Source organism: Bacillus sp. PK6-013, assembly GCF_054161445.1.
In genome coordinates this window covers 3,186,638-3,210,668 of record NZ_CP096417.1, presented here as the reverse complement: position 1 = coordinate 3,210,668, position 24,031 = coordinate 3,186,638, and the positions used below count along the sequence as shown (strand labels likewise).

Sequence of the window (24,031 nt, the reverse complement as noted above, 5' to 3'; positions counted from 1 at the left end):
GAACAAATGTTCTGTTTGAGAGGTGATTGATTTGCTGTGGTACGAAATCATTTCGGAGGAAGAGAGGAAAACGTATATTAAGCGGATCGAATTTCATTTGCGGAATTGGAAAAATTACAAAGCCGCCGTGCTCAATTTAGAAAGGAGGATGGAGAAGGAGCAAAAGAACGGGCTCGCCGTCAAAGAAAGAAACGCTGAATATCAGATCGACGCGGAAAAAAGGCTCTATCAATTTTTGCTTGATTCGATGGAAACGGCTGTCTCCGAATTGGATGAGCTCGAGCGGAAGTTGGTGGAATGCCGGTATATTCATAATTGGAGCATGGGAAAATGCGCGATGGAAATCGGCTACAGCGAAAAAACGCTGTTTTTAATGAAGAAATCGCTGCTGGACAAGCTGCTTGTCAGCTTGGCGGCGATCACGAATATTTAACGGATGCGAGGGCTTGTCTCAAACAAGCCCTTCTTTTCTGCGCCGCTTCAGTTTTTTTTCAGGTTCTTGACGCGATGATGACACGGGAGAGGGCAGCTTTTCTTTTATGATAAAGACAAGCTTTAAACAGCGGGGAGGTTTGACACATGTAATGCCGGTCATTTTTTGAGACAAACGCTTCAGGAAAGGAGAGGAAGAACATGGATTTTTCTGAAATTGCGCTCGTTCCGCTGATTACGGGATTGGTGCATACGGTAAAGCTTGTCGGCATTCAGAAACGATTTCTCCCCATCTGTGCAATTGTCTTCGGCATCTCGATTTCTCTCTTGTTTACCGCAGGGGACTGGAAGGAAGATATGATGATCGGAACTTGGCTTGGCTTGTCATCAGTTGGATTTTACTCCGGCTCAAAAAACGTCTTGAAACCATTATCAAAGGAGGAGATTGAACATGAAGATTTATTTGGATCCGGGACACGGCGGAAGTGATCCGGGAGCATCGGGAAACGGTTTGCAGGAAAAGGACGTGACGCTTGCGATTGCTCTCAAAATGAATGACATTCTATTAAAAGAGTATGATAACGCAGAGACGAGGCTGAGCAGAACAACAGACAAAACGGTCACCCTTCAGGAGCGCACAGATGATGCCAATTCGTGGGGGGCCGATTTATTTGTCTCCATTCATACAAACGCTTTTGACGGTACGGCGTACGGGTATGAAGATTATATCTACAGCGGCTTGACCGATGAGTCGGTTACTGCTCTTTATCAACGGATCATTCACGGCGAAGTGATCAAGCAGAACGGACTCAGGGACAGGGGAATGAAGAAGGCGAACTTTCATGTTCTTCGGGAAACAGCGATGCACGCCATATTGACGGAGAACGGCTTTATCGATCATCCCGAAGATTCGGCAAAAATGAAAAGCGCCGCCTGGATCGAACAGACGGCGCGGGGACATGCAGCCGGCATCGCACTCTGCCTCGGTCTGACACACAATGAGTTTCCCCTGTATAAAGTGACGATGGACGGGGGACAAATTGGAGCTTACCAAGAAAAAGACGATGTTTTGAACGTTATTTCTGCGAATTGGGACAGCTTTCAAACAGCGGCCATTGAAAAAGGATAAAAAGGGAAGAATCCATTTTGAAGCATTCAAAATGGATTCTTTAATGTGTTTGTATCTTTTTTAGTTGTCCGTGGTGTTCCTTTCTGAACAATGCCATCCAAATCAGGGCACTGCTTTTGCGACGGCGGGCGCAAAAAAAAATGACAACCGGAAGTACATGTGCAAGCGCCTGTTCATAGCCGAACGAGCATCATTGTTTCATCATCTTCACAAAATCAGCATGCTGCCGGCCCAGAACCCCCCGAGTGAGCATGCCATTGTAAGCAGCATGTAAACCGCTGAATCCTTTACACGTTTTGCAGCCAAAAGCTGAACCGCTTCGACGCTGAATGTGGAAAATGTTGTGAAGCCTCCGAAAAATCCAGTTCCGACCAAGATAGAGACCGTTTGATTGTCAATGCCGAGGCTGACGAATATGCCGAGGGTGAATGAGCCGACAATATTGACCACCATCACGCTGACAGGAATGCGCGGGCGCGGAAACATCGCCATGAGCATATTGCCGAGCCAAAATCTTAAAACGGAGCCGAATCCTCCGGCGATCATAAATCCAACTGCCATCATGATTGATACCGCTCCTTTTCTTTCCCTGACGCTCCGCTCATCCTTTTGCCGATCATGATGCCCAAAAATGCGGAGCACACCCCGCAGGCAAGCGACACGATCAAGTACAGAACCCCGATGTGCGGAGCGGCCGATTGCAGCAAAAATACGGTCTCTTTAGAAAAAGCGGACATTGTCGTATATCCTCCGCAAAACCCCGTTCCTAAACATAACTGGACGAGCGGCTTTTTTGCCCGAGCCGCAAAAAAACCTGTCAAAAGGCCGAGGAGAAGGCTTCCAGACGCATTTTCAATAAAAGTCGGCCAAGGAAAACCGGCGGTGCCGCCATGCAGATTGACGAAGTAGCGCAGCAGCGAGCCGAGGGCTCCTCCGATAAAAACGGCAACAGATGATTTCATACTCTTCCTTCTTTCTCAAAAATAATCCGGGTAGTCGGTAATGATCCCGTCGATTTTCCAGCTTTTCAGGCGGCGTCCCGTTTTCTCCCCGTTGACCGTCCAGGCCAGCGCCTTCAAATCACAGCTGTGAATCGATTTGATCAGAAAAGGGCTGACCATCGTAGCTTTCAGGCTGACGTACCGGGCAAACTCCGCGATTTGCCGCAGCCGGGCGCGCGGCAGCATTCCGAATCGCGGCCTGATCAAAACGGCGGTCGGAATCGAAGGATACATGTGATGAAGCGCCCTCATGGCGCCTGCGTCAAACGACTGGACAATCGTGTTCATCGAATGGCCGAACCGGCTGATCAGTTGTCCGGCCGCTTTTTCGATTCCGGGCTGGGTTTTGGACGACTTGATTTCGATGAGAAGGCCCGTCTCGTTGTGATATTTCCCCAGAACAGCTTCAAGTGAAGGGATTTTTTCGCCCTGAAATTCCGGGCTGAACCAGCTTCCCGCATCAAGCTTTTCGAGCTCATTCATCGTATACTCGCGAACGAACCCGGTACCGTTCGTCGTTCTGTCAACTTTGTCATCGTGGATGACGGCAAGTCTGCCGTCTTTTGTCAGCTGTACATCGAGTTCGATAAAATCAGCCCCGAGCTCCACCGCTTTTTCAAAAGCGGCAAACGTATTTTCAGGGGCGTAAGCCGAGGCTCCGCGATGTGCGATAATATGCAAGCATGTCAGCTCCTCTTGATAAAATCTTTCCATCACAAGGATACCCGATTTTGGCGATGCAAGTAAATCATTTGACTGAAGCGGACAAAGGGCAGGGAGAAGAGACAAGCGACAAATTTCGGCAAAATGGTACAAAAGGATCATTTACTAAAGATTCTGATATTTTATAATGGACAAAAGGAGGCGAGATGATGGGTAAAGGGAGAATTAAAGTGGAAGAACGGATTAAGATCGAAACCGATGCTGAAATGTTTAAAGCGACTCTCCTTGATCAAACACAGTCTCAGAAGAAGAAATAGCGGTGTTGGCCCGAATCACGTTGTCTCTGGAACAATAAAATATGATGATCATCAGGCTGCCGAAGTGTTCGGCAGCCTTTTATGCGTGTCGACGGTTATTTTTGGTGCACAATAAAGTGAGAAATTTTTTTCTCGTTTTAGTATAATTAAAGCTTGATGAGTGAAATAAGGGAGAGAAAGCAATGTTCGAAAAGTATATGACAATGGATTTCGCTGTCGATATCGGAATCAGCATCGGTATCCTTCTTTTATTTTTCGCGTTTCGAAAAATATTTACGAAGTACTTGTTCAACTTAATACTAAAATTGACGAATAAGACGAAAACAGACTTTTTTAATCAGGTGGCGCTGGCGTTTGAAAAGCCGGCCCGGTGGTTTTTTGCGATACTCGGTATTTATCTGGCCATCATTTATTCCCCGTTTTTTGATGGGCATATGGCGATCGTTCATAAACTGTACAGAGTGTCCGTGATTTTGGTTATTGTAAGCGGCCTATACAACTTAACGGCGGCTTCGTCGGTTTTATTCGATAAAATCAACAAGCGGCTTGAGCTTGATATGGATGATATTCTTGCGCCGTTTTTGTCCAAGATTCTCCGCTTTATCATTGTAGCGCTCGGAATCAGCGTCATCGCCGGAGAGTTCAATTATGATGTCAACGGATTTGTTGCCGGACTCGGGCTCGGCGGCTTCGCTTTTGCTCTTGCGGCAAAAGACACTGTCGGCAACTTTTTCGGCGGAATTGTCATTATTATGGAGAAGCCCTTTACAATCGGCGATTGGATTGAAACAAATATCGTCACCGGATCTGTTGAAGATATATCGTTCAGAAGCACGAAAGTCCGCACGGCCGGAGAAGCTCTCGTGACCGTCCCCAACTCGGTGCTGGCTAACGAAGCGATCATGAACTGGACGAAAATGCGAAAGCGTCAGGTCACCTTTACGCTCGAAATCGATCCATCCACCCCGCGCGAGAAAGTCGAACGATGTGTGGAGCGTTTCAAAGAAATGCTCAAGTCGCACGAAGGGGTCAACCCGGATGTCATTATGGTCAATTTCGACGTCCTGAAGGATACGCATTTAAGCATCTTCTTCAACTACTATACCAATACGACGGTCTGGGCCGAAAACTTGGACGTCAGACAGGATGTCAACTACCGAATTCTTGATATTATGAAAGAGGAGCAGGTTGATTTTGTTTCTCCGGGTCACAGCCTCTTTGAGTTGAAGAAAATGAAAGATCAGCAAGGAGAAGCTTAGGTAACGCTTTTGGAAGGGAGACAAGCCAAATGGAGGAAAAAGCCCTGAGGTTTGTGGAGATGATCGAAAATGCCGAGCGCATTACCGTTTTGACAGGCGCCGGTATGAGCACGGAATCAGGTATTCCCGATTTTCGTTCAGCCGGCGGCATATGGACGGAAGATCTGTCGAGAATGGAAGCGATGAGTCGTGATTATTATGAACGATATCCAAAATTGTTTTGGCCGAAGTTTAAAGAGCTTTTTCAAATGAAAATGACCGGAACTTATCAGCCGAATGACGGGCACCTTTATTTAGCCGATCTCGAGAAAAGCGGTAAGGATGTCAAGGTGTTCACGCAAAATATCGACGGACTGCATCTTAAAGCGGGAAGCCGCCATGTATATGAACTGCACGGTTCGATCCAAACTGCCACATGCCCAAAATGCGGGGCACGCTATGGTCTTGACCACATTCTTCAAGAAGAAGTGCCAAGATGCCATCGCGTCAATGGCAAGGGGAGAGAATGCGGATTCATATTAAAAACGGATGTCGTGCTGTTCGGCGATGCCGTTCAGCATTTTGACACGCTTTTTGAAGTCCTCAACGAATCCGACCTGCTTTTGGTGATCGGCACTTCACTTGAAGTGGCGCCTGTCAGGTTTGTTCCTGAAGAAGCGCACTTGATCCCAGGCTTGAAGAAAGCGATGATCAATCTCGATAAGACACCTTACGATCATTTATTTGATATTGTCATCCATCAAAAAATCGCCGAGTTTGTTCGGAAGCTTAACTGTTAAAAAGGCGCTCCAGACCGGAGCGCCTTTTTCTGAGCTTCATCACAATTTTTTATAATAAAAAACGGATGTATCGAAGCTGCCGTCTGCAGATTCCGCGTATGCGGGAATGCGGCCGGCTTCGGCAAAGCCGAGCGAAGCGTAAAGAAGGTTGGACGGGTCTTTTTCCCTTGTATCCAGCACGAGAAGAGATCTGCCTTCCTGTTTCGCCCTGTCGATCGCTTTTTCCATTAATGATCTGGCGACGCCCTGCCGCCTGAAGGCGGGATCTGTCATTAACTTGCAGATTTCCGCTCTGTGGCGGCCGTTTTGTTTTGTGCATAAGTGCAATTGAACACTTCCTGCGATCAGGCCGTTTTGTTTGGCAATCCATAACACCGAATCCGGTGTGACGGCTGTTTTCCAATAAGCCTCCGCCAGCTGCTCATCAAGCGGGGGCAGAAAGCCGATCGATGCCCCGTCATCGACGACCCGGATGAGAAGCTCGGCCAATTGATTGGTATATTCGGCAGTCGAATGCAGCTCTTCAATTTTCATTTATTCACCCCATGATATAAAGATAACTGCATCATAATCAGAAAACGGTTTGTTTGGCAACAAGTGTGTCAGATAATCACACTTGCGGGAGGAAATAAAAAAATCCCCTTCAGTAGGGGATCAGGCATGGGGTGTTATTCATGAACGGGTGTCATCGATTCATCAAGCGTTGCAAATGAATACCCCATGTTTTTTAAATTTGTCAGCAATAACGGCAACGATTGAACCGTTGAAGGAATATCGTGCATCAGGATCACGATCGGCTGTTTTGTCTGCCGCTTTTCCAGCGTATTCAGCTGGTTCATGACTTCCGGAACGAATTTTTGGCTTCTGTATTTCCAGTCCATGCTGTCAATATTCCAGTCCCAATAAACAAATCCGTTCTTTTTCAGCACTTTTTTCTGCGCTTCGGTCAGCGAAGGTTTGCTCCCGTAAGGCGTTCTGATTAAATGGGTTTCAACCCCGGTGATAGACTTCAGCGTTTTTTGAGCCTGCTTCATTTCCAGCTGAGGAGAATTGGCGCCTTTATAAAATTGCTTTTGGTCATGGGTCACTCCGTGAAGTCCAAGTGCATGGCCCTGCTGCTTCATATTGAGAACGGCTTTTTTGTGAAGCTTCATGTTCGGTTCGAGCATGAAGAACGTCGCTTTAGCGTCATGTTCGGATAAAATTTGCAGCAGCCTTTGGCTTACGGCTGAAGGCCCATCGTCAAACGTCAAATAAACCGTTTTTTCCTTCAATTTTTCTTGCTTTTTTCCGCGGCAGCTTTTTGCTTCTCTTTTTCCTGCTTGCGCTTTTCGATCTGCTGTTTTGTGCTCAAGTGATCGAGAAGTTCGCCTTGCGTTGCTTTTTTGAGCGGAACGCTGTCTCCTTCATGCCTCATTTGGCTGTTTTCCGACACCGTAAGCTCTTTTTTCTCAGCGGCGGCAGAGGACTGTGAAAGGTCCCATACGTACAGGAGAATCAGACACAAAACAAAAAAGCACGCTGCTTTCGTCAACAGATAAGCTACAGATGGGGCAGTTTTTTTTGATACTTGGCGCATGTCACTCTCTCCGTATCATTTTTCTCGTTCCAATGCCATTATAGAATGCTAGTCTCATAAAATAATGGATCACAATGTTTAAGTATACAGGATTGGAAAGAAGATGAATACAGGATGAAGGGAAAAATATATCAAATTTTAATAGAAAATGCTGAACGATGGGGAATGCTGTTTTTTTGATCATGAAGGCGGAGAAAAGTTTTTGGAAATATTGCACTATTTTGAAGGGCAGGGTCGTGTTAGAATGGAATGGAGAAAATTCAGAAGTCAACAAAAAACAAGGGGATGGAGAAATGAAAGTTCTTTTTAACGGCCGGCTGATGGAACGGAGCGAGTGTGCGGTTGATATTGAAGACAGAGGCTACCAATTTGGAGACGGCGTCTATGAAGTCATCCGCATTTACAATGGAATCTTGTTCACGCTTGATGAACACATTGCCCGCTTATATAAAAGCGCAGCCGAAATCGGAATCGACTTGTCTTTTTCAGAAGCCGAGCTGAAAAGCCAGCTGAAAGAGCTCGTCGACATCAATCAAATGCGGGACGGCGGGCTGTATCTTCAAGTGACAAGGGGAAAAGCCCCGAGAAAGCACCAATACGGAGCAGGGCTTACGCCTCAGGTGACGGCTTATACATTTCCTATTCAAAAGCCTGAAAAAGAACAGCAAAACGGCGTTTCAGCTATTACTGCGGACGACATGCGCTGGCTGAGATGCGACATTAAGAGTTTAAATCTGTTGTACAATGTAATGATCAAGCAAAAAGCGTATGAAGCTTCTTCATTCGAAGCGATCTTAATTCGCGACGGGTTGGTGACGGAAGGGACGTCCTCAAATGTTTACGTCGTCAAGCAAAACGTTATCTACACCCATCCTGTGACAACGCTCATCTTAAACGGCATCACGCGGATGAAAGTGCTTCAGCTGTGTGAGCAACACGGCTTGAACTATGAAGAAAAAGCGGTGACAAAGGATGAATTGCTGAATGCAGATGAGGTGTTCATCACGTCAACGACAGCCGAAGTCATTCCGGTCACATCGATTGATGGGCAAACTATCGGCTCCGGAGCGCCCGGACCGCTCACCAAAAATGTGCAGACCGCATTGCAAAACAGCATTTTGTCAGAGACAGCCAAACCGGTTTAACAAAGAAAAACGCCGCTTCCATGGGGAAACGGCGTTTTTTTACTTGCGGAAACCGAACAAAATTGAAAAGAGCGGCGATAAATATAGGAAAAACACAAACGGCAAATATTCAATAACGGGAACGCCGAGCGCGCTGGACATGAACGCGCCGCTGACTCCCCAAGGAATCATCGGATTGATTAATGTCCCTCCGTCTTCAAGCGATCTCGACAAATGTTTCCGGTCGATTCCGAGCTTGTCATACAGCTTTTTAAAGGACTGTCCGGGAATCAAGATCGATAAATACTGTTCGCCTGTCGCCAGGTTCATGCCGATGCTTGATGAAACGGTTGAGAACACAAGCCGGCCTTTCGTATGAATGCCCTTGATCACACCTTCAAGCAGGCTTGTAATCAGGCCGATCTTTTCCATGAGACCGCCGAGCGCGAATGCGATGATAATCAGGGAAACAGAGCCCATCATCGATTGAAGGCCGCCGCGGTTTAAAATTTTCTCAACGGCTTCAGTGTCGGCTGAGAAAACAGGACCATTCTGCATCGCTGACAAAAACGATGAAATGCTGGCGTCAGGCTGTATCAACGCGGCAAGAATTCCGGCGGAAACGATCCCCGCTGCAAGCGACGGAATGACGGGCGTTCGTCTGACAGCAAGTACAATCACAAGAAGAGGCGACAGAAGCGCCCAGACGCTGATGTTGACTGTACTTTCTATTCCGTTTATGATCGCTTGAATGTTTTCGGTAGAAGCCGGTGCCGCCGTTAAAGAACGGCCCATGAAAAAGAAAAGCAAAATCGTGATCAAAAGAGCGGGGATCGTCGTTCCCGCCATATGTCTAATATGCTTGAAAATGGGAAGCTCTCCGACTCCTGCGGCAAAATTGGTCGTGTCAGACATCGGAGACATTTTGTCGCCGAAACAGGCGCCGCAAATCACAGCTCCCGCCGCCCATGTCAGTGGAACGCCGGCCGCTGCGGCCACGCCGAGGAGGGCGACGCCGATCGTGCTGACCGTCGTAAAGCTGGAGCCGACCAATGAACTGATCACAAGACAGCTGAAAAGTGCGGTGAGCAGCAGGTGCTGCGGTTCAATCAGATTCAACGCGTAAACCGTTACCGTCGGAATCGCGCCGCTGTACTCCCAGACTCCGATTAAGATGCCGATTAAACAAAGGACGATAATCGGCTGAACGCCATTCCGGATGCCTGAGACAATGCCGCTTTCAAGGTCTTTCCAGGAATGGCCTTTCACCGCGCCGACCGCAGCTAAAAAACCAACGCAAATCAACAGCGGTATGTGCGCTTCTGCTTTAAATATGAATAAGCAGGTGAAAATAATGAACAATATGGCTAAAAACAATAGAGCCGATATGGAAAACGATAGACGTTTTTCGTTTGACAAGTCACACACCTCATTAGAAGAAATATCTCTCTTTAATACTTTGATGCTTTTGTGCATAAACGTATTATAACAGAAAAATAGATTATATACTTAAATTAAAATATTTCAAACATTTTTCAAAGGTTCGCCCATTCTATTTTGAAAGCGCTGACTTTTTTAAGATATAATAGATTGGAGATAGGCATGTACTTGATACACGTTTCACTGATCCTTTAGCCAAAATAGGGGGAAATGCGAATGTCTTACACTGTTCAGAAAAGCCGGTTTTTAGATGAGGAAGCGATCTGGTTGGAAAATGATGATTTAGAGGCTGTACTTGTGCCCGGGTGGGGAAGCAATTTAATTTCACTGAAGTGGAAGCCGAGCGGTTTGAAATTGTTGAAAACGCCTGAAACAAAGGAAGAATATAACGCGAATCCGTTTTTATTCGGAATTCCTGTTCTTTTTCCTCCCAACCGGATCGATCACGGAAGATTTACATATGCGGGAAGAACGTACGAGCTGCCGATCAATGAAAAGCCGCTCGAAAACCACCTGCACGGATTTCTTTACGATAAAAAATGGACGGTCGAAAAAGTGGAGGCAACAGAAGAGAGGATCATCGTGCAGACGAAGCTGGACTCTGATGATCATCCCGATATTAAAGCGATCTTTCCGCACTCGTTTTCCATCACCATCACTTACACGTTAGAAGGACAGCATCTAAAAATCGATGCATCGGCTGTCAACCGCGGTCAAGACCCGATGCCGATCGGATTGGGGTACCACACATCTTTCCGCTATCCTTTAAACGAAGCAGGAGATAAAGAAAGGTGTCTGTTTACTCTTCCTGCCTCAAAGCGATGGACGCTGACAGACCGCATGCTGCCGACAGGCGAGTATCGGGTGACAGAGGAGTTCAAAGCGGGAAAAATGGCAGCGGGAGAAAGGCTTGACGATATATTGGCAGCTGAACAAGACCAGGAAGGAAACAGCGCGGCCGTCATTGCGGACAGCCTCGCCGGCATTCGCGTCCGCTACCAATGCGACGGTCATTTTAAGCACTGGGTTGTGTTTAACGGTACATCTGATCAGGATGACCTGCTTTGTATAGAGCCATATACTTGGATGACGAATGCACCGAACCTCAACCTTCCGAAGGATGTGACCGGATTTCGGGATTTGGGACCGCAGGAAGAGCTGACGATGCGAAGCAAAATTGAGGTGGGCGGAATATAATCGATATTCCGCCTTTTACCATGAGCTTTTATCAAGGGTAAATGCTGTATGGGACGCTTGTTTGCCCTCTCTCCAATCCAATTGAACCGTGATCTTGCGGCCGGCGAATTCGGCTTCTTCAAGCTCTTCCAAAAAAGAAACGGATTGTTCTTTTGACCCTCCGCCGGGGAATTCGCCTCCCGCGTAATCTTTCATCGGCGTCTCGACTTGGGAGTTCAAAACGATTTCATCACCAAACTTTACGACCAACTTTTCCAAATATATATCGTCCAGCTCCCCGCGGTCGCCTGTCCAATAGAGGTCTCCGCCAAATAGCGTGCGGCCTTCTATCTTTTTGATCACGGCCTCCCAATTTCCATCTGCGCTTTGTCCGTTCCATTTCGGGTATTCCGTCATATAGAAACCGATCAGTCTGCCGCCGAAATAAACGGTGCAAAAGGCCGTGAAAAGGGAAGCAATGAAAAGAAGCGGCCGCTTGTATTCCTGTTTCATATTATCCACCGCCTAAAAAGTTCTGCTTTATGATCATAAAGCAGAACAATCGGGAAAAAAAGTCATTCTCTTAAATTTTAAGGGAACGGGTGCGGGTGCAGGTTCAGCTGTTCTGGTGTTAACGGCTCTTCTGCAAAGCCGAGCTCCTTCGGCACCGTGAAAATTCTCTCAAGTCCTTCCAGGCGGATGAAGCGCTGTCCGAATGTCATCGGAATCAGGCCCGGGATAAGCACTTTCACACAGTAAAGTCCGTTCCGTTTGATAACAGGGGAAGTCTGGTCAACGACAATCACTTCAAGATTGAGACTCCGGAAAGCTTCAAGCAGGTCGCAGAGATCTTCGGTTAAATCAAGGTGTTTCTTTCTTTTTTTAAAGGCATCGTCGAATGTTTGTAGAGGCCGGCTTTGATTCAGCAAAAACCGGAGTCGCTCTTCAGCTTCAGGCAGTCCGTACATGAAGCTGTGATCCTCCATTTCCTGCACTAAAGCAGGATTGCGGAGCATCTGGTGATATTTGCTCCTTTCAGATTCAAATTTGCGGTCGTGCTTCAACATCATGCCTGCCAGCTCATGAAGGGCGCTTTTCACCGCTTTTACGGGATCGGGGTGGGCCCCTGCGGAACAAATCAGATTCAATCCTTCCCGTTTTCTGTTTTTGGCGATCGCCCAAACGCTTGGAATGCCGTATTCCATCGTTGAATTAAAGACATGCAGATCATATCCCGCCACACTTCGCACCCTCTCTGTCATGAGGCGTAATTCCGGATCTTCTGAAGAGCCGAGATCCAGCTGCCGAAGTGGGAGCCTGGCGTACCAGGCAAGCAAAAATGAATCGCGCTCAGCGGCTTCTAGTATGGCATGGAAAATCGCTTCCTCCAAACTCCCTCCAAGTGCACAGCCGTTCGATGTTTCATAGACGAAGCTGTCTTCGCGCCCCAGGCTGTAATAGGCGAGCGATTCAGGAATGAGAATCGGCCGTTTCTGCAAAAATGAATAGCCCCATACCCAGTGAAGAGGACGGGCCGGGTGAAATGGCTGAAAAGGAAAATCGGGATGCATGTATTGTTCCGCTTGATGGAGCCCGACTTTTGCCGGGTTGAGCGCACGATCCTTTACATTTTCATAGGTGTCATGTACGACCGTCCGTTTGCCGCGCGGTTCAATTCCGGAATAACGTTCCAAACCCTCTAAAATGGCGGTCAATTCGCTGTCTTCATACGAATGGCTCCGCCCTCCGACACCTTCATTTCCCGTCCATAAAGGCATATTGACGATCATATCGGCGAACGGCAGAATCGCGTCATAAATTTTGGCGTTGAATATCCCCGTTCTATGATCCAGATAGTCTTTGGCGAGCGTTTGTTTTAAATCGTCCGTGTTTCGCACGCGAAAGCTGTCCGGGTTCGTTTTCAAACTGGGCCGAAGCGATATCCGTGCGGATTCCGCTCCGTCTTCAGGCAGACTGCCGCATATAGGGCATGTCGGTTCCGGGATGAAAGCGTGGAGCGAACTTTCTAACGTTTTCAAATTGACGATGTAAAGGTTTTTTTTCAACCGGCCGCACCCGCCGTTCATGATGTTGTCGACTTCTGTGCAGATCAGGCTGACCATTTGGCGGCAGCCGGTCTTTGAAATCCACGGATCGCGGCTTATGCCATTGCTTTTTTGTTCCAGTTCAAGGGTCTCTCTGCTGTCGGGGCCGGAGATATACCGCCTCATATCGGCGCATTGGGAACATCCTGACGCTGACGGAATAACGAGCGGTCCGATGACCCCTTCGCCAAAAGATGCAAACCCGCGAAGCCACGGAATCTCTGCTGCCCTTAGCACCTTTTCCGCCTCGCGGTATAATAAAGGCCGCCAAGCATCGTGCAGCACAAGAGCGAACGCAGTCTCCTCCGGTATGCTGTTCTCAAAATCAGACCTTCGGATAATGTTATATTCAGCAGATAATTGTTGTGATGCGTCTTCTGCCATCAATCCTTCGCCAATGACCAAAATGCAGCGGTTCATCAAGATTCCTCCTTTCGCAACTGCACGCAGTAAATGCCTGCCAGTTTTTCTTTGAAAAATGGTTCAGCAGGCAGCTCATAGACATAAAGCTGCAAGTCGCAGTTGTTTTTCAAGGCGGAAAGCAGTGTTTGCTGCAAATCAGCGGAAACGGGGGTAGCAAGCTTCAGGTCACTAGACTCCAGCAAAACATCCGCGCCTTTCACAGGGTCTTTGTCTGTCAGCGCCCGTTCGAGCGCTTTTCTGAGAGCGAATGTGATGTTGAGTCCAGAACTTCCGTACCAGCGGCCGCGAATTCCCGCCCATGCGACAGGGAAGCCTTGTATGTTTTTTCCTAAACCGATTTCCGGTTTGCCGTACAAGACTGTCAGCGCTTTTAAATAAAATGCGGTATGCCGGTCTTCCATTCCGCCTAGCTGAACGAGGGAAATCGTTTCTTTTCCGCTTTTGATCCGTTCTCGCAACCGGTGTTCCAAGCATTTCTCCAATCCCCTTAATACGCCTTCAGCCAGCGTTTCCCCGGCGGCGATCGCGAACAACTCCCCGTTACTCGGATAAGAACGGTTCAACCTTGATGCATACATTTCAATACCCGTCAGCCCGGCTTCCCGCCGCGCCTCTTGATGGGTCAAACCGACCGACACCGTCTCGGGCAAAAGCTCCGCAGGTCCGGAAGAGAGCGGGTCTGCTGTCTGAACAAAGCATTGTGCTAAAGGAAGCTGCCGCAAATGTTTCTCTTCCCACAGATGAAAAATGCCCGTTACAGGTGAGGTCAGTTCACTGAAACATTGAAATAACCTGCTTTCTGCTTCTCTTCCGGGGCGCTCCGAAAGTTTCGCTTCAAGGTCGCAGATGAGTTCAGGCGAATCCTTGCCGCAAGCGAAGTCCGGATGCGGAAGAAACATATGCCAGCCGCCTTCGAGCGTTGCCAAATCAATCAGATACACTTGATTCTTCTTAGATAATGGTGCAATCTCAGCAGTTGCTTTCATCAATTCGAACACAATAACGTTTGCCAGCATGTCTTTCCCTGCCGAAGGAAAAGTTCGAAGAGCCCGTTCTTCATGGAGCGCAGGCCGATGGAGGCGCCTCCAGGCATCCTTCAGGCAACCGTCTCCTTGTTGATGAAAGACAGGGCCTGCCAGTCCGACTTGTTTCAGGCAGATCCCGGGTATGAAGCCTTTGTTCTCTTCGAGGCAAAACGTTTGAAGATCGCGGAGCTCATCTGTGAAGCCGCGGTCAGAGACATACAGAACCCAATCGGCAGATCGCACCGCTTCCCGCCAGTGTTGCGTTTCGGCGCAGCCAATCTCCAGTCCGCTTTCGGTTTGCCCTGATATTTCTGCCAGTTCGTCTAAAGCGCGCCCGGATGCATCCGTCACGATCGCACGGATTCTTGAAAAACCGGAATCGATCAGCGACCGGACCAATTTTGTGAGAAAGGAGCCGGCCCCTATAGCCAATATTTTGGTTTGACGCGACAGCTGAAAGCGGTAAGCGCCGGAATCGGCAAAGCTCTCAATAAATTCGATTTGGGCTTCAAACGTTTGAAGCACTGAGCTTTCCAGTTTGTGCGGGTGATCCCGGCTTACGTCGCGAACGAACCCGTTTTTATAAAGCATTTCTCCGATTTCATATACTCTCTTTCGGTACGGAGCCTGCAGCCCTTTTGTCAAGTCTTCAAGCGAATGTTCCCCGTTGAACATCGGCAGAAGTTTTTCGATCCATTGAGCAATCGAAGATCCTTTTATGCGAAACGACCCGGAATTATTTCTAAAATATGCGCCGCCGTTCGGATCAGGAAGAAACCATGTATCCTGGTTTACTTTTAGGCGAGCGGAAGCAGTCAGGTGTGTCATGCTCTTCCTCCTTCAATGTTTTAAAAACAAGGCATACCATTATATGTAATTTTGTTTGTCCTTTATGCAATAGAAGACCCCTGCGGCAAAAGAGGCAGGGGAAGTCTTCTTTTTTATAAAAAAACTACATGCCTCCGCGCCAACAGCTCCAACAGCAATGGCCCGCGCAGCTCCAACAACTGTGGCCCATGCAGCTCCAACAGCTGTGGCCCATACAGCTCCAGCAGCTGTGGCCCGCACAGCTCCAACAGCTGTGACCCGCGCAGCTCCAACAGCTGTGACCCATGCAGCTCCAACAGCTGGCACAGCTTCCGCAGCTCCAGCAGCTTGCGCAGTGTTTAACATTGGCGTGATGACGGTCCGCATCCCAATGCGTCATATCTTCTGCCTGGAATTGATCCATCTCCAACGACTGCAGTTCATCATGGAATGGTTGCATTTAATATCCCCCTCATCGATAAAATTTTTTGACCAAAACACAATAAAAAAAGAATGAAACATAAGCAAAGTCAGATTAAGTCAAATACCCCGGGTACTCACAAGATCAAATTATGAGGTCTGTTAGGTGGTTGTTACTAATTTGAACGCCTATTTTTCCTGTTATTGGATTTCGCTGGAGAGGGGCTTTTATTTTGCGGCAGTTTATTGATATAAAGATCGTTGGGACTGAAGAGAGGGGGGACACTAAGTAAAACCAAGAATGCGGGGCAAGGCGGAGAAAGAAATCAATTGTAAGTCATGTGGAGTGAAAGTCAAATTTCAAGGGAAACGTCTAAAGTGAAGAAAGTCTAGAGGATAAAGGTAACCATTCGGCTTAGCAGGAAAAAATCAATTGGCGTTGTATATAGCAGTAGAGGATCATTCGCGGGAACAGTGCCCTTGCAGTTTTATACTGATGCAAATGCTTATGTATGACTGCAAAAACAGGTCTTTCTACAAGTATGTTTTCATAGAGAAGGAGAGATTGCATTGATTCAATAATAAATGCGGTCCTAGTATTAGGAGTCTTCCTATCCATTGTGTGGGGCATGATCTATATTATGAACAGGAGAAGATCGTAACATGATGAGAGGCCGGACATTTGACCGGCCTCTTTTAAAATCGTTATTTTACAATTAGCACAGGGATCTCCGATTTTGTCGATATCTTGTCACTGACACTGCCAAACAGGAGCTTTTTCAGGCGGTTTTGGTCGCGCGTACCCGTGATGACAAGGTCAGCGCCGATATTTTCCGCATGTTGTAGAACTGCGTTGGCCGGGTCGCCTTCCAACACCTCTATTTCCGCGTCGTACTGGTTTTCGCTTAATATGATTTTCGCTGCCGCAATCGCTTCTTCCGCGCTGTCCTCATAGATCATGGGTTCACCGGCCAAGTCTGAATCGTGGGGGACCCGGGGCGCGGCCGGGAAGCCGCTGTAAAGGTATGGCGCGCCGGCAGCGGGTCTTTCAGTCGCAGCCTCTGTTCTCACTTGCCTCGGTTCATGGACATGGGCGACGGTCAATTGCGAGCCGAGCCTTTTCGAGAGGTCGATCGCTTTTTTCAGCGCTTTTTTGCTTTCCTCTTTTCCGTCAAACGCGACAATGATCCGGTCAGCTTTAAACAAATTGATCATTCCTTTCAGAATGGATTTACTTTTATATTACCCGTTTTCCCAACAAATCTAACGAAATATGAGAATATGAATCAAAAGCCCGCCATTCGCCAAAAAAACAAATTGACAAATAAAGGGCCGTACTATAAGATGGAAAATATTAATAAGATTGGAGGGTATCGTCATGTTTAGAAATATCAAAGCATCAGTTCAACAACAAAAGCACCTTAACGTGACATTTTTATACCTTCCTTACGATCAGGGCTCTGTTTCACTTTAACAATTTTCAAAAGGAAGGCGCATGTCGCGTGAACAAGCGTACATGCGCCTTTTTATATGAAAAAAGGCATGCTGGTACACAGTGTGCCTTTTTTTCTGAGAAAAAACATTCTGTTCCCGATGCGGAGCAGCATGTTTTTCTAATAAATAAACCGCACATAAGGAGGAATTTTTTATGCCGAGTATCAGAAAAAACGAAATCAAAGATTGTAAGGAAAAACTTGAAGGCGGCTAAAAAAGGAGAGGATATTAGATGTTTTCTGTTTTATGGAAGCTGGGCTGGTTTTTTAAAGCCTCTTGGCGGCGCTACACGATAGCAGTCGTCCTATTGATTATTGTAAACGTATTGGAAATGTTTCCGCCGAAGCTGCTTGGCAACGCGATTGACGACATGCAGGCAGGCACTTTTTCAAAGGCCGGCATGTTCGGCTATATCGGTTTATTTCTCGCGCTTGGCGCAGTTGTTTATATCTTGTCCTATTATTGGATGTATCAGCTGTTTGGGGGAGCGAACCTGGTCGAAAAAATCCTCAGATCCAAGCTGATGGGCCATTTGCTGAAAATGACCCCGTCTTTTTACGAGAAAAACCGTACAGGGGATTTGATGGCGAGGGCGACAAATGATTTAAAAGCGATTTCCATGACGGCGGGCTTCGGCATTTTGACCTTGGTCGATTCGACGATGTATATGCTGACGATTCTTTTGACGATGGGTTTTTTGATCAGCTGGAAGCTGACGCTTGCTTCGATCATTCCCCTTCCGCTGATGGCGGCTGCCATCAGCATCTACGGGAAAAAAATTCATGAGCGTTTCACGGAAGCGCAGGATGCGTTTGGCGCTTTAAATGATCGAGTGCTCGAGTCCGTGTCAGGGGTAAGGGTGATCCGGGCCTATGTACAGGAGAAAAATGATGTCAGCCGGTTCAACAGCATGACGGCTGATGTGTACAAGAAAAATATGAAAGTCGCTTTGATCGATTCGCTGTTCGAACCGACGGTGAAGTTTTTGGTCGGGATCAGCTATTTAATCGGTCTTGGCTACGGCGCCTATCTTGTTTTCCGCAGCCAGCTGACATTGGGTGAACTCGTCTCTTTCAACGTGTACCTCGGCATGCTGATCTGGCCGATGTTTGCGATCGGAGAACTGATCAATGTCATGCAGAGGGGAAATGCTTCGCTTGACAGAGTAAATGAAACATTGGCATATGAGCCTGATGTGAGAGAGCCCGCCGAACCTGAAGCAGCGGAACCGGGCGATATTGTGTTTGACGGGGTCGCTTTTACGTACCCGAGCTCCGCGTCGGAAAACCTGGCCGATATTTCATTTACCGTATTAGAAGGACAGACGGTCGGAGTCGTCGGAAAGACGGGAAGCGGCAAAACGACGTTAGTCAAGCAGCTGCTGAGGCAGTACCCGAAAGGAAAAGGAACGATCACCATTTCGGGCGTGCCGATTGACCGCCTGCCGCTTGATCAGCTTCGCAGCTGGATCGGGTATGTGCCTCAGGACCACGTGTTGTTTTCAAAATCGGTGAAAGACAATATTTTGTTCGGCGGACGACTCGCCGAGGAACGCGATTTATACGATGTCATCTCTGCAGCACATCTGAAAAAGGATATTGAGATGCTTTCAGACGGTTTGGAGACAATGGTCGGAGAGAAGGGCGTCGCTTTATCCGGGGGACAGAAACAAAGGATTTCAATTGCGAGAGCGATGATTGCGGAGCCCCATATTTTGATCTTGGATGATTCGCTGTCCGCCGTCGATGCGAAAACGGAAGCGGCGATTATTGAAAACATCCGCAGCAGGCGGAAAGGCAAAACGACCTTTATTACATCACATCGGATGTCGGCCGTCGAACACGCCGATTTCATTCTCGTCATGGAAAATGGAAGGATCGTTGAAAGAGGGACGCATCAGGAACTGATCAGCCGGAAAGGCTGGTATTTTGAACAATACGAAGCACAGCAGCTTCCTTCGGGAGAAGAAGGGGGGACTGTAGCATGACAACAGGAAAAAGGCTTTTCCAATATGCGCTTCTTTACAAAAAAATTCTCATCTGGGCGCTCGTCATGCTGACGATTGCCGTCACAGCCGAGCTGACGGGACCGATGATCGCCAAAAAGATGATTGACGATCATATTCTCGGAATTGAAAAAACGTGGTATGAAACAACAGAGGAGACGAAATATACCGTTTCCTATAAAGGAAAGGAATATATCAGGGAGGACAGGACAGACTCTTCAGCTGAAAAGCTGCAGGAAGTTCACATCTTTCAAGTCGGCATGAACTACTACTTTGTGGAGGAACCGGTTTCCTTTGACGGAGAGCGGACGGTATCCGGAGAAGAGCTGAGAATGACAAGCGGAGACCGGACGGAAACCTACAAGGCCGATCGCCTGTCTTTGTCAGAAGTGTATGCTTTTTACGAGCCTGAAATAGGAGGGCTGATTTCACTCGTTTCTATTTATTTCGGCCTTCTCGTCTTCTCGATCTTTTTCCATTACGGCCAATTCTACCTCTTGCAGATGAGCGCAAACCGCATCATTCAAAAGATGAGGCAGGATGTATTCGCCAACATTCAAAGGCTACCTATCCGCTATTTTGATAATTTGCCGGCAGGAAAAATCGTTGCAAGGGTGACGAATGATACCGAAGCGATCCGCGACCTGTATGTGACCGTTCTTTCGACGTTTGTCACAAATATCATTTATATGGCCGGAATATTCGCCGCGCTGTTTTTCCTTGATGTCAGGCTGGCCGGCGTCTGTCTGTTGATTTTGCCCCTGATTGTCATTTGGGCGGCCGTTTATCGAAAATTCGCTTCTGGCTACAATCATAAACTCAGGTCAATCAACAGCGAGATCAACGCCAAAATGAATGAATCGATTCAAGGCATGCCGATTATTCAGGCATTCCGTCGCGGACAGGACACAAAAGAAGAATTTGAACAGCTGAACGAGAGCCACTTTCATTACCAAAATAAAATGCTGAAATTGAATTCGCTTATGTCCCACAACTTGGTCAACATTCTCAGAAATGTGATGTTCACCGCTTTAATCTGGTATTTCGGGGGAGCTGCCCTGAACGCGGAAGGAATGATTTCAATCGGCGTCCTTTATGCATTCGTTGATTACTTGAATCGTTTATTTCAGCCGATTACGGGCATTGTCAACCAGTTTGCCAAGCTTGAATTGGCTCGCGTATCATCGGAGCGGGTTTTCCGCCTGCTGGATGAGCCAGGCGTCGACGTCAAAGAGCCGGGCAGCGAAAGAGCGCGGGGGCGAGTCGTATTTGAAGATGTATCTTTTCGCTATCATGACGGTGAAGATGTGCTGAAAAACATCTCATTTGAAGCGAAGCAAGGGGAGACCGTTGCATTGGTCGGCCATACAGGCTCAGGAAAAAGCTCCATTTTAAATGTACTTTTCCGCTTTTACGATATTGAAAAGGGCGATGTCAAAATCGACGGCAGAAGCATATACGATATGTCAAGGCAGGAAATCAGAAAGCAGATGGGCATCGTTCTCCAGGATCCTTACTTATTTTCCGGCACGATTGCTTCAAATGTCAGCCTTGACAATGCTGATTTGACCAGAGATCAAATAGAAGCCGCCTTGAAACAGGTTGGGGCACTTGAAATGCTCGCCCGCCTGCCGAAAGGTCTTGACGAGCCGGTCATCGAAAAAGGAAGCACCCTTTCGTCAGGGGAAAGACAGCTGATCTCGTTTGCGCGTGCGTTGGCATATGATCCGGCTATTCTTATTTTAGACGAGGCAACGGCCCATATCGATACGGAAACAGAAGCGGTCATTCAAAAAGCGCTTGATGTTGTTAAACAAGGGCGAACGACCTTTATCATCGCCCACAGGCTGTCAACGATCAAAAACGCCGACCAGATTCTCGTTCTTGAAAAAGGCCGGATTATCGAAAGGGGAAATCATGAAGAGCTGATGAAGCAAAAAGGACAATACTATCAAATGTATGAACTGCAAAAGGGAAAAGGAACCCTGACAGGGTAAGCCGGATCTTCACCCGGCTTTAATAAGCAAGCCCCACCCTTGCCTTGACAAACTGGTCTGATTCAAGCTGTTTGAAAAGAAAATGGGCGGTGTCGCCGGTCGATATTTCTTTTCCGCCGTCCGGCAGAACATCCTGTTCAAAACGGTATGTCTTCAATGCCGGCCCGTCGGGGAGATATGTCGGGCAGACGATCGTCCAATCCAATTCAGACTCGCGGAGACGTTCGTACACACGGGCATGTTCTTGCGCTGCGCGCGCCGAGCGCCGTTTTGATTCGTTTGTTTCAAAGCGGTAAAGGTCCGGGTTCTGCCTCGCGTTTAAAATACCGGCCGTTCCGATGGTAATCAGCCGTTTAATCCGATGTGCGTTCATGGCATTTATCATATGTTCGATGGAGACGGTCAATGTATCGTCTCCATCTGTGTTTAAACAGCTGACAACGATATCCGAATCTTTTATTAAAGACTCGACGTCATGCTGGTTCCTGGCGTTCCCTGCAAGCGCTTGGCAGCATTTATCCGTAATGCGGGCGCCTTCCGTCCTCCTAACAAGTGCGTAAACGGAATAACGCCCATCCTCTTCAACAAAATTGAGAAAGGCCTGTCCGACACGGCCTGTACCTCCAAAAAGCGCAATTTTCAACATAATCACTCCCATCGGATCTATCATACGTCAGATCGTCCGGAAGAAAAAGCCCCGCGAAAGCAAAAAGTTCCATGATAAGGGTGGACATTTGAGACATACTCATTCAATAGAGAAATCCCGACAAATTGAATTAATTCCCAATTGATGCTCAACATCAGCTGCATGCCGACTCCTCCTTTATATCAGCATATGAAAAAAGGAGAAGCGGGTGCGGGCTTTCATAAGATATGCCAGAGGTGCGGGCCGCCGCCCCGGCAATGAATGTGAAAGTTTGTCGACACGCTAAAGAAGGTGCAGGATATGCACCTTCTGTTATCCATGAATATGAAGTTGTTTAAAATTGTTGACCGCCCATAGATGCTTGAGCTTGGGAAACTAAACGTTTTGTAATTTCTCCGCCGACAGAACCGTTTGCACGGGAAGTCGTGTCAGCGCCGAGGTTTACGCCGAATTCAGAAGCAATTTCGAATTTCATTTGTTCGATCGCTTGAGCTGCTCCTGGGACAACCAGTTGATTTGAAGAATTTTGATTAGCCATTTGTATCAAACTCCTTTATAAAAATGGTATGGTTGGGCTGACTGGAGTTGCACCAGCTGCCGGCTTTCACCAAAAGAAAACCGCTGCCTTCTCGGCTAAAGCCCAATGTTGGTTTGTACTACGTATTATGGTGGATTCGATAAAATAAATGCGTGCTTCAATCTGGTAAATGTTGAAAGGCGAAAAGGCCGGGAATGGGGCAAGCTAAGGAAAAAAGCAGGAGGATGAAGCAGATGATGTGTCCAGTGTGCAATGGGATTCTCGTCCAGACAAGGCATTGTCCGAAGTGCGGCGGGGAAATGGCGGACGCGGGGAGAGCAACCGATTTTTTCGGTCCGTACAGTCCGTATATGGAGTTTGATTCATTTAAACAAACGCAAACCGTATGCGTTCATTTATATACTTGCCAGGACTGTACTTATGAAGAAACCGTTGAAATTGAAACGACCGAAGCATAGCAGCACGGAGGGCCGCAGCATGCTTCGGTCATGGAGAGTGTTTAAATCCGCTATTCTTCAGAACGGATGCGAAGCTCCGTTTCTTTATCAAAGAAGTGGGCTTTATTCATGTCAAGCGCAAGAGGAAGCGTATCGCCGGCCTGGACGTCGGTTCTTGAATCGACTCTGGCGATGAACGGCTGCGTGCCGGCTTGCGAATAAAGCATCGTTTCGGCGCCCATCAGCTCAGCTACCTCAATTTTCGCATCGATTTTTGAGTCTTTTGACGCTTCAATGAAAACAGGCTCGTCATGGATATCCTCAGGTCTGATTCCCATGATGATTTCCTTGCCGGCATAGCCCTGGCTGCGCAGAACTTTCATTTTTCCTTCCGGCACGCGAACCGAAACGCCGTCAAATGTAAACAAGTCTTCTTTTAGAGTGCCGGTGAAAAAGTTCATTGCGGGAGAACCGATAAAGCCGCCGACAAACACGTTTTCCGGATTTTCATAGACTTCCTTCGGCGCGCCGACCTGCTGGATGATTCCGTCTTTCATGACGACGAGCCGCGTAGCCATCGTCATCGCTTCAGTCTGGTCGTGGGTGACATAGATGGTCGTCGTCTGCAGGCGCTGATGAAGCTTTGTGATTTCGGCGCGCATTTGTACGCGCAATTTGGCATCAAGGTTTGATAACGGTTCATCCATCAGAAACACCTTTGCGTCCCGAACGATTGCCCGGCCTAAGGCAACGCGCTGGCGCTGTCCGCCGGAAAGCGCTTTTGGCTTTCTGTCCAAATATTGTTCAAGGCCCAGAATTTTGGCCGCTTCATGGACGCGCCGTTTGATTTCATCCTTCGGAAACTTCCTCAGCTTTAAGCCGAAAGCCATATTGTCATAGACGTTCATGTGCGGATAAAGGGCATAGTTTTGGAATACCATCGCAATGTCGCGGTCCTTGGGAGCGACATCATTCATCCGTTTCCCGTCGATTGTGAATTCGCCATCCGTAATTTCCTCAAGTCCTGCGATCATTCTGAGCGTTGTCGACTTGCCGCAGCCTGACGGTCCGACAAAGACGATAAATTCCTTATCATCGATATGAAGATTAAAATTATCCACAGCCGTGACTTTGTTGTCATACACTTTGTATATCCGATCGAGCACGAGTTCCGCCATTTTTTCTCCCCCTCTTTTATGTAAGCGCTTTATCTGGTCTTAGTTTATAAAAAACGG

The 24,031-nt window shown here is 47.7% G+C and carries 27 protein-coding genes; 11 read left to right on the top strand and 16 right to left on the bottom strand.

Going from position 1 to position 24,031, the window contains the following annotated elements; all coding sequences use genetic code 11:
• Positions 1 to 31: 31 nt before the first annotated feature.
• The 3 genes from M1E03_RS16265 (at position 32) to M1E03_RS16255 (ending at position 1,561) form a co-directional block, all read left to right on the top strand.
• Positions 32 to 433, top strand: coding sequence for a hypothetical protein (locus M1E03_RS16265; protein WP_020450746.1), 402 nt, complete (start codon positions 32 to 34; stop codon positions 431 to 433).
• A 200-nt stretch (positions 434 to 633) separates the two neighbouring features.
• Positions 634 to 921, top strand: a complete 288-nt coding sequence (locus tag M1E03_RS16260; protein ID WP_003180149.1) for a hypothetical protein — start codon at positions 634 to 636, stop codon at positions 919 to 921.
• Complete coding sequence (locus M1E03_RS16255) at positions 884 to 1,561, top strand: N-acetylmuramoyl-L-alanine amidase family protein (RefSeq protein WP_009328972.1); 678 nt, start codon at positions 884 to 886, stop codon at positions 1,559 to 1,561. The genes M1E03_RS16260 and M1E03_RS16255 overlap by 38 nt, the downstream gene beginning before the upstream one ends.
• A gap of 207 nt (positions 1,562 to 1,768) precedes the next feature.
• Here M1E03_RS16255 and crcB read toward each other — a convergent pair whose 3' ends face one another.
• From crcB to M1E03_RS16240, 3 genes are read right to left on the bottom strand one after another with little or no spacing between them, the layout of a single operon-like run.
• Entirely contained in the window at positions 1,769 to 2,125 is a 357-nt protein-coding gene (gene crcB / locus M1E03_RS16250; protein WP_023856525.1) for a fluoride efflux transporter CrcB, read from the bottom strand.
• Positions 2,122 to 2,523 carry a fluoride efflux transporter FluC gene (locus M1E03_RS16245; protein WP_023856526.1) on the bottom strand — a complete coding sequence of 134 codons (402 nt, stop codon included), beginning with the start codon at positions 2,521 to 2,523 and terminating at the stop codon, positions 2,122 to 2,124. The genes crcB and M1E03_RS16245 overlap by 4 nt, the downstream gene beginning before the upstream one ends.
• Before the next feature lie 15 nt (positions 2,524 to 2,538).
• Positions 2,539 to 3,276: a glycerophosphodiester phosphodiesterase gene (locus tag M1E03_RS16240; RefSeq protein WP_128822873.1), complete on the bottom strand. Its 738-nt coding sequence runs from the start codon at positions 3,274 to 3,276 to the stop codon at positions 2,539 to 2,541.
• Between the two features lie 158 nt (positions 3,277 to 3,434).
• On the opposite strand from M1E03_RS16240, the gene M1E03_RS16235 reads away from it, so the two are divergent.
• The 3 genes from M1E03_RS16235 to M1E03_RS16225 all read left to right on the top strand — a co-directional run bounded on the left by M1E03_RS16235 (position 3,435) and on the right by M1E03_RS16225 (position 5,580).
• A complete protein-coding gene (locus tag M1E03_RS16235) occupies positions 3,435 to 3,542 on the top strand; it encodes a YhdX family protein (RefSeq protein ID WP_003180159.1) in 108 nt (35 codons plus the stop codon).
• A gap of 182 nt (positions 3,543 to 3,724) precedes the next feature.
• Positions 3,725 to 4,801 (top strand): mechanosensitive ion channel family protein, encoded by a 1,077-nt coding sequence (locus tag M1E03_RS16230; protein ID WP_106070786.1) that lies wholly within the window; start codon positions 3,725 to 3,727, stop codon positions 4,799 to 4,801.
• Between the two features lie 29 nt (positions 4,802 to 4,830).
• Complete coding sequence (locus M1E03_RS16225; protein WP_458110518.1) at positions 4,831 to 5,580, top strand: NAD-dependent protein deacylase; 750 nt, start codon at positions 4,831 to 4,833, stop codon at positions 5,578 to 5,580.
• A gap of 39 nt (positions 5,581 to 5,619) precedes the next feature.
• Here the strand turns inward: M1E03_RS16225 and M1E03_RS16220 are convergent, their stop codons facing one another.
• The 3 genes from M1E03_RS16220 to M1E03_RS16210 all read right to left on the bottom strand — a co-directional run bounded on the left by M1E03_RS16220 (position 5,620) and on the right by M1E03_RS16210 (position 7,159).
• Complete coding sequence (locus tag M1E03_RS16220) at positions 5,620 to 6,114, bottom strand: GNAT family N-acetyltransferase (RefSeq protein ID WP_458110517.1); 495 nt, start codon at positions 6,112 to 6,114, stop codon at positions 5,620 to 5,622.
• A gap of 134 nt (positions 6,115 to 6,248) precedes the next feature.
• Entirely contained in the window at positions 6,249 to 6,854 is a 606-nt protein-coding gene (locus M1E03_RS16215) for a polysaccharide deacetylase family protein (RefSeq protein ID WP_458110516.1), read from the bottom strand.
• Positions 6,851 to 7,159: a hypothetical protein gene (locus M1E03_RS16210; protein ID WP_458110515.1), complete on the bottom strand. Its 309-nt coding sequence runs from the start codon at positions 7,157 to 7,159 to the stop codon at positions 6,851 to 6,853. The genes M1E03_RS16215 and M1E03_RS16210 overlap by 4 nt, the downstream gene beginning before the upstream one ends.
• 293 nt (positions 7,160 to 7,452) lie before the next feature.
• Here M1E03_RS16210 and dat point away from each other — a divergent pair, with 293 nt between their 5' ends.
• Positions 7,453 to 8,304: a D-amino-acid transaminase gene (dat, locus tag M1E03_RS16205; protein ID WP_161513206.1), complete on the top strand. Its 852-nt coding sequence runs from the start codon at positions 7,453 to 7,455 to the stop codon at positions 8,302 to 8,304.
• A 39-nt stretch (positions 8,305 to 8,343) separates the two neighbouring features.
• Here dat and nhaC read toward each other — a convergent pair whose 3' ends face one another.
• On the bottom strand, positions 8,344 to 9,702 hold the full coding sequence (gene nhaC, locus M1E03_RS16200) for a Na+/H+ antiporter NhaC (protein ID WP_458110514.1): 1,359 nt from the start codon (positions 9,700 to 9,702) through the stop codon (positions 8,344 to 8,346).
• Positions 9,703 to 9,939: 237 nt separating this feature from the next.
• Between nhaC and M1E03_RS16195 the strand changes: the two genes are divergently transcribed.
• The gene (locus M1E03_RS16195) at positions 9,940 to 10,920 is read left to right on the top strand and encodes an aldose 1-epimerase (protein ID WP_043054255.1); all 981 of its coding nucleotides are present in this window, start codon (positions 9,940 to 9,942) and stop codon (positions 10,918 to 10,920) included.
• Between the two features lie 15 nt (positions 10,921 to 10,935).
• On the opposite strand, the gene M1E03_RS16190 is transcribed toward M1E03_RS16195, so the two are convergent.
• The 5 genes from M1E03_RS16190 to M1E03_RS16170 form a co-directional block, all read right to left on the bottom strand.
• A complete protein-coding gene (locus tag M1E03_RS16190; RefSeq protein WP_023856536.1) occupies positions 10,936 to 11,412 on the bottom strand; it encodes a DUF4944 domain-containing protein in 477 nt (158 codons plus the stop codon).
• Between the two features lie 77 nt (positions 11,413 to 11,489).
• A complete protein-coding gene (locus M1E03_RS16185) occupies positions 11,490 to 13,424 on the bottom strand; it encodes a TOMM precursor leader peptide-binding protein (protein WP_025811782.1) in 1,935 nt (644 codons plus the stop codon).
• A complete protein-coding gene (locus M1E03_RS16180; RefSeq protein ID WP_458110513.1) occupies positions 13,424 to 15,280 on the bottom strand; it encodes a putative thiazole-containing bacteriocin maturation protein in 1,857 nt (618 codons plus the stop codon). The genes M1E03_RS16185 and M1E03_RS16180 overlap by 1 nt, the downstream gene beginning before the upstream one ends.
• Before the next feature lie 124 nt (positions 15,281 to 15,404).
• Positions 15,405 to 15,659, bottom strand: a complete 255-nt coding sequence (locus tag M1E03_RS16175) for a hypothetical protein (RefSeq protein ID WP_411674848.1) — start codon at positions 15,657 to 15,659, stop codon at positions 15,405 to 15,407.
• Positions 15,660 to 16,384: 725 nt separating this feature from the next.
• Positions 16,385 to 16,885 (bottom strand): universal stress protein, encoded by a 501-nt coding sequence (locus M1E03_RS16170; protein WP_023856540.1) that lies wholly within the window; start codon positions 16,883 to 16,885, stop codon positions 16,385 to 16,387.
• A gap of 520 nt (positions 16,886 to 17,405) precedes the next feature.
• Here M1E03_RS16170 and M1E03_RS16165 point away from each other — a divergent pair.
• Both M1E03_RS16165 and M1E03_RS16160 read left to right on the top strand, forming a co-directional pair.
• Positions 17,406 to 19,160, top strand: coding sequence for an ABC transporter ATP-binding protein (locus M1E03_RS16165; RefSeq protein ID WP_023856542.1), 1,755 nt, complete (start codon positions 17,406 to 17,408; stop codon positions 19,158 to 19,160).
• Complete coding sequence (locus M1E03_RS16160; protein ID WP_023856543.1) at positions 19,157 to 21,175, top strand: ABC transporter ATP-binding protein; 2,019 nt, start codon at positions 19,157 to 19,159, stop codon at positions 21,173 to 21,175. The genes M1E03_RS16165 and M1E03_RS16160 overlap by 4 nt, the downstream gene beginning before the upstream one ends.
• A 19-nt stretch (positions 21,176 to 21,194) precedes the next feature.
• Here the strand turns inward: M1E03_RS16160 and M1E03_RS16155 are convergent, their stop codons facing one another.
• From M1E03_RS16155 to M1E03_RS16145, 3 genes are all read right to left on the bottom strand, one after another.
• Positions 21,195 to 21,821 (bottom strand): NAD(P)-dependent oxidoreductase, encoded by a 627-nt coding sequence (locus M1E03_RS16155; RefSeq protein WP_318602343.1) that lies wholly within the window; start codon positions 21,819 to 21,821, stop codon positions 21,195 to 21,197.
• A gap of 20 nt (positions 21,822 to 21,841) precedes the next feature.
• Positions 21,842 to 21,985 carry a hypothetical protein gene (locus M1E03_RS16150; RefSeq protein ID WP_023856545.1) on the bottom strand — a complete coding sequence of 48 codons (144 nt, stop codon included), beginning with the start codon at positions 21,983 to 21,985 and terminating at the stop codon, positions 21,842 to 21,844.
• Between the two features lie 170 nt (positions 21,986 to 22,155).
• A complete protein-coding gene (locus M1E03_RS16145; RefSeq protein WP_020450770.1) occupies positions 22,156 to 22,359 on the bottom strand; it encodes an alpha/beta-type small acid-soluble spore protein in 204 nt (67 codons plus the stop codon).
• 233 nt (positions 22,360 to 22,592) lie between these two features.
• Between M1E03_RS16145 and M1E03_RS16140 the strand changes: the two genes are divergently transcribed.
• Positions 22,593 to 22,817, top strand: a complete 225-nt coding sequence (locus M1E03_RS16140; RefSeq protein WP_020450771.1) for a hypothetical protein — start codon at positions 22,593 to 22,595, stop codon at positions 22,815 to 22,817.
• 50 nt (positions 22,818 to 22,867) lie between these two features.
• On the opposite strand, the gene M1E03_RS16135 is transcribed toward M1E03_RS16140, so the two are convergent.
• Positions 22,868 to 23,974, bottom strand: coding sequence for an ABC transporter ATP-binding protein (locus M1E03_RS16135; RefSeq protein ID WP_023856547.1), 1,107 nt, complete (start codon positions 23,972 to 23,974; stop codon positions 22,868 to 22,870).
• Positions 23,975 to 24,031 lie beyond the last annotated feature (57 nt).